A 12,313-nucleotide genomic window follows, 5' to 3' on the forward strand; every position below is an offset into this window, starting at 1 on the left:
ATTAATTGTTAGACATGGAATAAGGCTGATTTTCTCCCTCGAATACACGCTTTTTGTTGGGCGATGAAGTCATTTCAAAGCTCAATACACCTCCGTTCATTATATCTTGTTGCGTAATATATCCTTTGGTGTAGGGTTGTCCGTTTAGGCGGACGGATTTCACATACCGGTTTTTATCGCTGACCTTATCTGCTTTCACCTCGAATATGTTACCGTTTTCGAGTTTCACTTTCATGTAGGGCAGGTAAGGAGCACCTAAGACATATTGGTCTGTTCCCGGACAAACAGGATAAAATCCCATTGCCGAAAGGATATACCAAGCCGACATCTGTCCGCAATCGTCGTTACCACACAGGCCGTCTATATTGTTACGGTACATTTTATTCATGATTTCACGCTGCCAATACTGTGTTTTCCAAGGCTGTGAAGTCCAAGCGTACAGGAATGGAATATGATGACTCGGTTCGTTTCCATGCACATAACCTCCCAACAAGCCTTCTTTGGTTACATCCTCCGTTTCCGCAAAAAATTCGTCCGGCAGGTGCATAGTAAAGAGTGAATCCAATTTGGTAATGAAAGACTTTTCGCCTCCCATCAGGGCTATCATCTGTTTTACGTCTTGTGGAACATAAAAACCGTAGTTCAACGCATTTCCTTCAATAAAGCCTTCTCCGTGTGTACTCAGCAGGTTAAAGTTTTCTTTCCAACGTCCGTCCGAATAGCGTGGACGGGCATAACCGATACTGGTATCAAACACATTCATAAAGTTGGCGGCACGTTTTTTATAGGTATCCGCGATATCCTGTTTTCCGGCGAGACGGGCTGTATTGTAAATAGTCCAGTCGTCGTACGCATATTCCAGGGTCAGGGAACCGGCACTTCCGTTGTGATCCAAAGAAACATATCCTTTTTCCATATATTCGCCTGTCCCGTCGAGATAGGGAATAGTGGAACTGCTAACCATCGCTTTCAACACCTCCTCTTTGTCCAGCGGAAGACCTTTTGCTACGGCGTCTGCCAGTACGGATACAGAATGGTAACCAATCATACACCAGTTCTCATTAGCCATGTGACTCCAGATAGGAAGTGCTTTATGAACGCTTTGTTCGCAATGTTTCAGCATGGATTTGGCAATATCCGTATTTACCTGACGGTTGATGATATTGAATAACGGGTGCAAAGCGCGGTAAGTATCCCAAACGGAAAATACGGTGTAGTTGGTGAAGCCGTCAGCCTGATGAATATTATGGTCTAACCCCCGATATTGACCGTCCACGTCCGTGTAAACGCAAGGGTTAATCATCGTGTGATACAATGAGGTATAGAGCATGGATAACTGGTCGTTGTTTCCTGTTGCGTCGATGACGGACAACTCTTTGTTCCAAGTATCCGAAGCGCGGGCAGCCAGTTGGTCGAAATTATATCCGGATGCCTCGGCATGCAAATTTTTCAATGCGCCGTCCGTGCTGACACCGGAAAGGGCAACTTTTACTTCCAGCTCATCGGAAGTGGACGGGTCGAATTCGAAATAAGCGACAATTTTACGTCCGCCGATGTCCGGGAAATTCTTTTTCATATTGAATTTTCCGTATCCGCCGCGGTAGTCTATTTTTGCTTTTTCTTCGCAGCCATATTGAGCGATAGGTTTCGAAAAAGACATGGCAAAATATGTATAATTCGTACGAGCCCAACCGTTTGTGATACGGTAGCCGGTGACCAATGTGTCGTTTTCAACCCGTATATTCGTCCACAGCACTTTGCCGTCGTAATTATAAATCCCATGTATCATGTCCAGGACGATACGTTGCTCCTTGCTTTGGTGAGGGAATGTATATTTATGTACACCTACCCGTTTGGTTGTGGTAAGCTGTGCCTTTACGCCGTAATCGGCCAACATCACTTCGTAATATCCGGGGCGGGATATTTCCGTGTCGTGTGAAAAGCGGGAGCGGTAACCTGCATCCGGGTCTGTTGCCGTGCCGGGATTCAGCTTTAAAGCTCCGGTAGTCGGTATAATCAGGATATCACCCAAGTCGGAATGTCCCGTACCGCTGAAATGGGTATGGCTGAAACCTACGATACTGCTGTCTTTATGTTGGTATCCGGCGCAGTATTCATATACACGAGGTTGATATTTTCCGTTGACATTATGTGGAATTGTATCCGTGTCGGGGCTTAGCTGAACCAAGCCGAACGGAACGCAGGCTCCGGGGAAAGTATGCCCCATGCCATTGGTCCCGATAATGGGATTTACGTAAGAAACTTTGTCCTGTGCGTGTCCGATTCCGCTGATAAGAAGGACGGACAGAGATAAAATAAATTTCGCTCCGCGCATACTTTCTCGCTTGTTATTTGTTTGTCGATTTTGTCAGAAATTCCTGATATTCGTTCCAGATACATTCTATGCTGCTTTCCGGTCCGAACATGCTTTTAATTGCTTTGTCGAAACTCCATACATCGAGGTCGCGTACGGTCAGATGGAATTTACGAATGGCATCAGGGTCTTTGGTGGTAAGCCATTGAATAAAGAAACCGGTCGTGCGGTAGCCATCCATCCAGTTTCCACCCGGTTTGCGGGTACTCATGTCAAACAATCCGGCCTGTGCACGGACTGCATCTGCCATTCCTTCGATACAAGCCCAAAACTCCTTATTGGTCGAGTAGGAACCGATACCTTTCGGTTCGAACTGGTAGGCGTGTACCAATTCGTGATAAAGTACGCCACGTGTTTCGAAATCAAGTTTATAAAGCGACTCTTCGGCAGACCTTTGTATATGCTTGGTGCTGTATACAATCGCAATCGAAGGTGGATTGCCTGATTTTGCCGAAACTCCGTCATATTCTTTCAAAGTGTAGTTGATTTCCTGAACGTCGTTCATGGTGTCTTTTGCGCTGAAGAATAGAATTTCCGCTACTTTCTGCGTGTGATACTGTACATACTCATCCGGATTTTGCACCAGCGTCTGGTAGGTTTCACTTCCTTTGGCTTCGGGGTCCAGTACTTTGAAATTTACTCTCGGATATTTAAAGTCTTCCCATCCGGCACGTAAATTGGCTTCATAAAACAATACATCGCCGAGTATTAACGAGTCGCCATTGGCAGTTTCGGCTTCCAGCATATATTGTTTATAGTTGGAGGGGTTGGCTATTGTACACAATTTCTCTTGAAAACGGGAGCAGAAAGATTGATCCTTCCGTTCATCTACGACTACCCAGCTTTTTCCATCGTATGAACCTTGTAAGGTCCAGTTTACCGGGTCGTGTTCAGGTGTATTGCCTGACGAATATACTTTATAGCTCTGGATGGGTGAGTTGAATTGGTTATCAAAAATGATTTTATTCACTTTAGGCCCTCCAACCCAAGCAGTAGAGGGATTACCGTCTGTTAATTCAGGTACGTTGACAGATACTTTCTCCTGCGACTGGCAAGCAAACAGCAGGCAACTGGAAATAAATATAAGATACTTCTTCATTTGAATAATTAATAGTGTTATAAAAAAAGGTCTAAAGAATGAAAATTAAAAACACACCGGAGTATTATTTACTCCACTTCCTCCCTGTAATTATTGTATACTTTTTTTCATGTTGTAATCCGAATGCAATATTACAGTGAGATGACAATAAAACGTTTATCCCTATTCGCCAAACGAGTATCCTGAAATACATCTGGCATTTTAGGATACTTATTTAGTAAATCAGGACACTATTGTGTTTCAGCCGTTTATTGTTGGGAACGATATTCTTTCGGGGTCATATTATACTTCCGGGCAAACTCACGGTAGAAGTAGGATTTGTTGGTGATACCTACTTTGTAGATAATCTCCTGTACATTCAGATTGGTGGTTATGAGTAATTGGGCTGCATAAATAAACCGGTAATCTTTGATAAAATCGGAAGGGGCGAGTGAAGAAATCTTCTTGAATTTCCGGTAAAAGCTACGGCTGTTCATACCCATTTTTTCCGCCACAAATTCAGGACGCAGGTTCTCGTTGTCGATATTTTCCTTGATGATGGCATTTACCATGTCCATGAATTCTTTATCTTCCTGGTGTATCAATTGTCCGTCCGTATATTCGTATGCACTTTCCGGAGAATGATAATAGTTTTTCATTTCCTGTTTGCTGGACATCAGCCGGTTTACGATGGAATGGAGTACCAAAGGTGAAAAAGGTTTTGTCAGATACGCGTCGGCACCGAGATTTAATCCTTCCGCTTGCTCGCTGTCGGTGATTTTGGCCGAGACGATGACTATCGGGATTTGTTTGGTGAATTTGTTTGCTTTGACGGTTTTCACCAGTTCCAAGCCATTCATATCCGGCATCATAATATCTGTAATGATAAGGGCAGGTGTTTGTTGTTCCATCATTTTCAATGCTTCCATGGCGCTGTAGGCTTCTTTTACCGAATAATCGGCGGATAAAGAGGAGGCTATCAGCCAGACAATGTCTTTATTGTCGTCTATAACCAATATATAAGGGCGGAAAGAGGAGATTTTGTCCGTATCGTCCGTTTTTGTGGCAGGGGTAACCTCCTGCTTTGTGGTTGCCGATGTTGTTTGGGGCACTTCTGTTTCCTCTGTCTCCAGATAGGGAAGGGTGACGATAAATTCGGCATATTTCCCGAATTCGCTTTTCACTTCTATTTCTCCCTGTAAGGATTGTACCATGCTGTGGCAGATAAATAATCCGAGCCCGTTGCGGGATGTCGTTTGTGTATATGCATTCTCTTCCATGTTGTCGAGGATGCGGTAACGGTCGAATATCCCTTTCAGTTTACTTGCCTCGATGCCTTGGCCCGTATTGTACACTTTAATTGTAAGTGTGCGGTCGCTGTCTGTAAAAACCGAAACTTGTATGAGTCCCTTTTCTTCCGTGTATTTAAACGCATTGGATATCAGGTTGACTACGATTTTCTTAAAAAAGGCGGGGTCGGTATTCCAGTCGAGATTGCCGGGCACTGAACACTCAAAGCGAATTTGATTATGTTCGGCTATAGGAGCGAATGAATTGGCTTGCCGTTTCATCAATTCGGAAATGGATACTTTCCTGATATGGCACTTATTAATGCCGGATTCCTCTATCTTTCTGAAATCCAGAATTTCCTGTATCAGTTCATTCAGTCCGTTTACGTTTTCGGACAAGACATCCACGTTCTTTATTAGCTTTTCGTCCGTTTCAGTCTTTGCATATTCGCGGATATTGTTGCTAACCCCATTTATCAATGTAAGCGGCGTACAAAGCTCGTGCGTGATATTGGCAAAAAAGTTCAATTTCGCTTCATACAGTTTTTCTTTTTGCTCTTCCTGTATTTTTTTAGCCACTTGCTGTTGCTTGCGTATGAATTTCCGGCGGAATGAATAGAATGCGCATAGGGCTGCCAGTAAGGCAAGTGCCACATAGACCAGTATCGCCCAACTACTCAGATACCAGGGAGGCAATACCCGTATATGTAACAGGTAATTTTTGGTATCCGATTCGAACACATCATTCTTATAGTTTACTTTCAGGATATAATCGCCGTATGGAAGTTTGGTGAAGGTCACTTTGTTTTCCTTTTGCAAATCCGTCCACGTCGTATTGTAGTTTTGTAGCAGATAGGAATATTCGTAGTTCTCCCCGTTGATGTAGTCGGTCGCGACAAAAGAGATGGTAAATGAACTGACGGAAGGCGGTATTTTCACATAATCCGACTTGTTTTCCGTATAATCGAGCAAATCGAATGTTTCGTCTCCCATATTCAGCTCGAAAAAACGTAAGTCCGGCCTGTAGAAGTCCTTATTACTCGTTTGCGGGTCAATCCATACCAGCCCGTTTATGCCTCCGAAGAACATCCGGTTGGTTTCCGGGCATTTCCAGTACGCATCGTCTGAAAATTCCACGACTTTCAGGTCGGCATAATCGTAATTGTGGAAAAAGTTGTTATGCGGGTTGTATTTGGCCAACCCTTTGTTGGTACTCAGCCAGACACATCCTTCTTCATCTTCCAGGATACCATGTATCATATCGTTTGCCAGTCCGTCTTTCCGGCTGAATTGCTTTGTGTCGACTCCGTTCGGCGTAAAAGTCATGCGAGTCAGGCCGGAACTGGCTCCGAAATAATAGGTGGAGTTTTGGCTCGGGTGTACGCACAGGATATCACCGATGGGTGAACTTTCCAGATTGTCCATCGAGATATAATCGCACTTTTTGTTGTAGATATTGAAACGTATCAAGCCGTATCCTCCACGACTGCCGAGATACAGGGTAGAATCATCGGCCAGGCACATGGAATGGAATTCTTTGCAAACCCTTCTGTTTCGTTCGAATACGTATGTTTCAATATATTTGACAGCCAATTGCTCTTCTTTTTTCGATAAGTTGACCTCTTTCAACCCGTCTCCTGCCGTTGCCACCCAAAGAGTCGTGTCGTTAATTTCGCAGATGGAATGCACCATTGCGATTTTGGTACTTGTCTCGTTGGTCAAGGTTTTGATTTTATCCTCTTTATAGGAATAGTAGGAGAGTTCGGGGCCGTCCGTCCCTATCCAGATGATTGGATTGAATTTACTTCTCAGGAAACAATATACTTTATCGTCCGAAAGCCCGTCCTCCTCTGAAAAATGGGTGATTTGTGAGGCAGGAATAGGGTCTTCCCCATACTGGTCGTATTCCTTGATACGGGCAATTCCATCCCCTTTGGTTCCAATCCAGAGATTTTTCAGGCTGTCGGTATAAATGGCGCGAATCGGTTTGCGCAACATGATAGGCAAATCTTTTGTCAGCAGGCTTTCGAATATGTTGTGCTTTTCATAATATTTTTCTATTCCTTGCCCGTCCGTCCCAATCCAAAGTATGTCCTGGTTTTTATCTTTAAGCAGGCAGAATATTCCGATATTCAGGTTTATCGCTTTTTCCGGATGGCTTATCGGGAGCAGGTAGCTACCGGAGAAACCGATGTATATTTCCGAGTGATAGAAGGTGATTTGGGAAATGGGCCCATATTGTTCGATAAGGTCTGATAGGTCTGAAAGGAATTTCTTCTTGTCGTCGATTGTGTTGTATTCGTACAGTTGTTTGTCCTTATCCACGAAATAAAGTATATAATCTTCCGTACAAGCGTATAGAATATCCGGGGTATGTAGTGCTTTTTCCTGAATATTCAGGGTGGCTGGCATTGTAGAGAAGTCCGGTTCTATCGTCTTCAGTTTGCCATCGTCCGTGAACAACCTGAATTTGTTGTTTCTGTCTGTAAACAGGGTTTTAACATGTTTGGTATTGATGCCCGGCGTATGGATATCCTGCATCAGTTTTGTTTGGGGGGAATAGCAGGAGATAAAGTCTTTTTGCCCGATAACCAGCGTGTTCCCGTCTTTATCTGCAGCCATCAATCTGCCGTCGGCGTATTGAAGGTAACTTTCTGTCACCTTTTTTTCCTTGATGGAGAATTTATCCAGTCCCAGAAAAGTAGAGACCCAAAGATAGCCCGGTTCCGCATCGGTTATCCGGTGAATAATGTTACTGCTCAAGGAACTTTTATTACCCGGTTCAAATCGGAATACATAGGTGTCTTTTCCGTTGTACATGTTCAGGCCGTCATACGTGCCAAACCACATATACCCGTCCGGGTCTTGATGCATACAGAGGATTGCATTGTTCGACAAATCGGGTATATCCGCTTTGTTCAAAGAAAAAGAGGCATTAGCTTCCCGGACTATCAGCACAAGGAGTATGCAAAATAATAGTCTGGCGTACAGTCGTATTATCTTTCTTGAAATCAGCTTGTCGGCCATAGTGTTTATCAAAATATTCAGTCAGAACCGATTAATTACGTCTGTAAAGATATAAATAAAAAAGGAGCTGCCCTATGAAGAGCAGCTCCTTTTTTATTTATTCCTTTTTTATCCAATTTTCGATGCGGATACCGGGAATACTCTATCTCCGAACAAAAATCAGAATAATCAGAATGATAATCGCTATCAGCCAGTAACCGGCCGGACTGTGCCTGCGGGTTTCGGTAGCTGTTTGCTGCTGCATTTGTGTCGTTTCGGACATCTTCGATTCTTGGCGGGCCGAAAGTCGTGCGGTGTCTTGCCGTTCCGTTTGGAATTCCTTCGTCAAAGTACCCCGGACAAGTTGTAGGGGATACTGGCGTTTGGCACTATCGGGGACGGAAAAAGTGACTTGCTGCCATTGCAACACCGTTTCCGCATCCAATAACTGACGGCTTGTCCGGAACAACCGGTAACAAGCAGAGTCGGATATTTGCGTTTGCCGTTCTGTCTTCTGCCGCCCGTCTTGCTTCATCCGGACCGAACAACTGCATAGAAGTGCCACGGCGAACCCCGCCAGCCAGACTATCAGAAGGCCGGCCGGCTGGCGGTGGAACGTTTGTAGGAGGTTACGACGGCAGGTGCGCATACTCTTCGGCCGCGTTGAAACAGGGACAAGCCTTTAGCGACATCAGGTCGCGATGTCCGCATATCCGGCAACCCGGAAAACGGATAAGCAGCATGTGAAGCAGGGCGAGGATTGTCTCTTTCTGTTCCGGAGTCCGCGTGTCCTTCGGCTGTCCGCGACTGTCCAGACCTCCTTCGTAGCAGATACCGATACTGTTCCGGTTGAACCCCTTCACGTGGGCCGGTATCTGTTCGAGAGGACGCATGTAGAGCAGGCTACCCGTACGGCGAACGTAATAGTTGTAGCCTGCCGAGATGAATCCTCTTGCCCGGTGGTCCCGCTCCAACTGTTCGGGCGTATATTCCCGGTCTTCACGGGTAGCCGAACAGTGGAGTACGATAAGATTGATTTTTCTCATGGCCTATCGTTTTGTCCGTTTATAAGATATCCGGATTTTCCTCATCCGGTTTTGAAACTTCGCCGGAAGGGATAATCAAGTTTCCCTTTTCAAACTTCGCTGTTTTGCGGGCAGCTCTCAAGATGGAGCCGGGACTGAAAATGATTCGGGGTATCTTGATTTGCGATGTTTCGAATTCATCCTCGGTGGCAGCTCCCGACGAACCTACCCCATAGCGGAAATTCCCTAGCTCACCGAACTGAATCCGTCGACCGGCAGCCAGATGTTTGCGGATAAGATAGTTCATACGGTCGGCAACTCCTTTCACTTGGTTGGACGGAATACCCGACTCTCCGATTTCGCCCAGCAGCTCTTCAAAACTGACCAGGTCGGAATAGATAGGTTGTGCATACATCTTCTGGGGATTTTCTTCTTTATCTTTACCCAGGTTCTTTCTCTTTACTAATCTGAATTTGATTGACATAATTCTTTAATTTTAAAAATGAATACTTCTTTGTTCGTTTTCGAAAACATGACAAAGGTACAGGCACCGCCCGACAGCTTTTAGGTGTAGGGCGGAACGCGGAGGAATAGGGGGGAGAGTAAGGGGGATAAATAAAACGGTTATTTGTTCAGATACCTATTGGGTGGGTACTTTCAGTGTTTTTTGCGGCAAATAGCTATTAATAGGTAAGTGACAGTGTTTTTTTACTCATATATAGGTATTGTGGAGTATGGGATGTACCGGTATCTTTGCAATGTCATAACAAAGAAAGTAACACTATTAGTATAATCGCTATATCAAAACCTTTTGTTAATTATGTAAGCATATAAGATGATTAGACACCATATCGGAAAGTTTTTATTGGTTGTTTCCGGTATAAAAAAGGAGCCCCCCTGTGAAGAGCGGCTCCTTTTTTGTTATCTATTGATGTGTTTTTTGAAGAACTCGTCTATTTTATCGAAAGGTATCATGTCAAGGTTGTCGTATAAATCGACGTGGTTGGCTTCGGGTATAATCAGAAGTTCCTTATTGTCGCCCGTCAATCGTTTGTAAGCATCCTCGCTGAAATACCGCGAGTGGGCTTCAGCTCCGTGTATCATCAGGACGGCATTGCGTATTTCGCCGATATAGGAAAGGAGCGGCATATTGATGAATGCCAGGGAACTGGTCTTGCTGATTCCCTCGTTGGAGTTGGGTGAACGACGGTGATAGCCCCTCGCGGTCTTGTAATAGTCGTGATACTGGCGGACGAATAGCGGGGCATCTTCGGGAACGGGGTCGACCACACCACCGTTACGTTCATAACTGCCGTTGCGATAATCTTCAGTGCGCTGTTCATTGAGCTGTTCGCGCAACTTGTAACGGTCATCGGCACTCATGGTATCGAAATAACCGTTGGCATTTACGCGGCTCATGTCGTACATGGTAGAAGTTACCGTAGCCTTGATGCGCGGGTCGTTGGCTGCGGCGTTGAGAGCGAACCCTCCCCAACCGCAAATACCGAGGATGCCGATACGTTCCGGATCTACATCATCACGGGTAGTCAGGTAATCGACTGCCGCACTGAAGTCTTCCGTACTGATTTCCGGCGAGGTCAGGTAACGGGGCGTACCGCCGCTTTCTCCGTAGAACGAAGGGTCGAATGCGATGGCCAGGAAACCGCGCTCGGCAAGTGTCTGGGCATAACGACCCGATACCTGCTCTTTCACTGCTCCGTAAGGGCCGCTCACCGCGATGGCCGCCAAATGTCCTTGTGTGTTTTTCGGTTTATACAGGTCTGCGGCAAGCGTGATGCCGTAGCGGTTGTGAAACGTTATTTTCGAGTGCTCCACCTTGTCACTCTGTGGGAATGTCTTGTCCCATTCCTGCGTTAATTCCAATGTATCCATATCCGTTGATTTTATGTTCTTTACCGTTGTTGTCCCTGATGCTATAACGTTCGTAAAGGTCAGAAGCATCAGAATAGCGATTGCTTGTGTCTTTATCATACCTTTTATTTATTAAATGACGGGAGCAAAGGTAGCGCAGCTTATCTGTTCCGATGTTAAACAAATTACGGGTTAAACAACCATTTTTACGGATTTATTGATATTCTGGTTCAATTTCACCGGGAGCTACTATCACGCTGTTTAAATATGCCGGAATGGTTGATGCTCTTCAAAAACTTCTGAGAAAGAGAGTAGACCTTGTAGAAGAAGGACAATTGAAAAACTTTGCACGGAATAGCGCAGAGTGCGACAAACAACTAATCTATGGGTAGAAATATTTTTTCTTATCAATTTTACTGAACAGCTTAGACGCCCTTACCATATCAAGAACTTCGTTTAGATGCTGTTCTTGTAAGTCTCCAATGATGATTGTTTCTTTTTTACTAATACTTAATCCTAAATCTTTGCGGCTTTTTGTCAATATATTGGTAGCGCAAAGGAATGAATCGTATTTAAGAAAACTATAATCAGCGTGTTTCAATGGATATTGCATTGCCAACTGGTCCGGTTTGTTGAATAAACTTGGATGAATATTTGAATTTACAAAAAAGAAACCGGCTATGCAATCTTCTGAAATACCCATTACAACAAAGTATTTACTATGTCCTATCTCTTCAAAAATAGAAGAAAGTAGTATAGTCCCTCTTTGGATAGTTTTTTCAATACCGGATAAAGGAAATTCCATTATATAAACATATCTTCTGTTGCAATCTTACGGTCTATGTAAGATACATATTCTTCATCATCTCCCACTTCTCTTAAAATATCCTTGATGGATATGGCTCTGTCTCTTTGAGTATTACTCCATGCTAAATCATGGGACATTTCTGTTAGTTCGTTGAATGATTTGTCCTTACATTTTTCGATTGCTTTGTCCAAACATTCTAAATCACTTTCTGACAAATAATCAGTATCTGCTTTTTTCTTAGTAATCAGGACATATTTGTTGATAAAGTCGAAGTATTCTTTTAAATCATCTACACAATCTGAAAAGAAGCTATCACCTCTCACTGCCTTAAAGATATCTTCAACATTAGAAGGAACAGGGCCGAAAGGCATTGCGATATAGGTATCTCCTGTTATACTTCTTCCATATTTGGACAAGTGGTCTTGGTCCGCAAAGTATAATATCTTACATATTTTGTGAATGTCTTTGCGTTCTACATGTTGGGCGGCATACAATATGGCTTGTATGGCAACGTCTTTCTTAAATGTACTTTTTGTTCCCATACGATGTTATTTATTATTCAATTGACTTAATTAGGTTTATACGTAACACGCATAAGTATTTAATTGTTCATGGTATCAACAATTATTGCAAAGGTTACACTTTTACTTTACACACACAAGTACTTTAACATAAATGTGCCATAAAACTGACAACGGTATAGGCTTTTCCTGTTGCTTCCTTCGTTAAGCGCATTTGCTCCCAATTGACAAAATGTAACCCCAATCCGCTTTTTACCCTCTGGATTGATATGTTAAAAAGGGTTACATGTGCGGGTAATTTATTTTACCCGCCATACTAATCCTATTTACCCGCTATACT

Annotated in this window: 9 protein-coding genes; all 9 read right to left on the reverse strand. The window is 43.9% G+C overall.

Features of this window, described 5'->3' with window-relative positions; all coding sequences use genetic code 11:
• Position 1: 1 nt before the first annotated feature.
• The 9 genes from DW103_RS10075 to DW103_RS10120 all read right to left on the reverse strand — a co-directional run bounded on the left by DW103_RS10075 (position 2) and on the right by DW103_RS10120 (position 11,994).
• The gene (locus DW103_RS10075) at positions 2-2,335 is read right to left on the reverse strand and encodes a GH92 family glycosyl hydrolase (protein ID WP_122275704.1); all 2,334 of its coding nucleotides are present in this window, start codon (positions 2,333-2,335) and stop codon (positions 2-4) included.
• 13 nt (positions 2,336-2,348) lie between these two features.
• Complete coding sequence (locus DW103_RS10080) at positions 2,349-3,473, reverse strand: basic secretory protein-like protein (RefSeq protein WP_122275706.1); 1,125 nt, start codon at positions 3,471-3,473, stop codon at positions 2,349-2,351.
• Positions 3,474-3,721: 248 nt separating this feature from the next.
• Entirely contained in the window at positions 3,722-7,768 is a 4,047-nt protein-coding gene (locus tag DW103_RS10085; RefSeq protein ID WP_122275708.1) for a hybrid sensor histidine kinase/response regulator transcription factor, read from the reverse strand.
• A 142-nt stretch (positions 7,769-7,910) separates the two neighbouring features.
• Positions 7,911-8,396 (reverse strand): hypothetical protein, encoded by a 486-nt coding sequence (locus DW103_RS10090; protein ID WP_147381200.1) that lies wholly within the window; start codon positions 8,394-8,396, stop codon positions 7,911-7,913.
• Complete coding sequence (locus DW103_RS10095) at positions 8,377-8,793, reverse strand: N-acetylmuramoyl-L-alanine amidase (protein WP_122275713.1); 417 nt, start codon at positions 8,791-8,793, stop codon at positions 8,377-8,379. The genes DW103_RS10090 and DW103_RS10095 overlap by 20 nt, the downstream gene beginning before the upstream one ends.
• A 19-nt stretch (positions 8,794-8,812) precedes the next feature.
• Positions 8,813-9,256, reverse strand: a complete 444-nt coding sequence (locus tag DW103_RS10100; protein ID WP_158576686.1) for a DNA-binding protein — start codon at positions 9,254-9,256, stop codon at positions 8,813-8,815.
• 437 nt (positions 9,257-9,693) lie between these two features.
• The gene (locus DW103_RS10105) at positions 9,694-10,761 is read right to left on the reverse strand and encodes an alpha/beta hydrolase (RefSeq protein WP_122275803.1); all 1,068 of its coding nucleotides are present in this window, start codon (positions 10,759-10,761) and stop codon (positions 9,694-9,696) included.
• A gap of 265 nt (positions 10,762-11,026) precedes the next feature.
• Complete coding sequence (locus tag DW103_RS10115) at positions 11,027-11,449, reverse strand: hypothetical protein (RefSeq protein ID WP_122275715.1); 423 nt, start codon at positions 11,447-11,449, stop codon at positions 11,027-11,029.
• Positions 11,449-11,994 carry a Panacea domain-containing protein gene (locus DW103_RS10120; protein WP_122275717.1) on the reverse strand — a complete coding sequence of 182 codons (546 nt, stop codon included), beginning with the start codon at positions 11,992-11,994 and terminating at the stop codon, positions 11,449-11,451. Before DW103_RS10120 ends, DW103_RS10115 begins: the two co-directional genes overlap by 1 nt.
• Between the last annotated feature and the right edge of the window lie 319 nt (positions 11,995-12,313).

The sequence above is a fragment of the Parabacteroides sp. AM08-6 genome, from assembly GCF_003473295.1.
GTDB lineage: Bacteria > Bacteroidota > Bacteroidia > Bacteroidales > Tannerellaceae > Parabacteroides.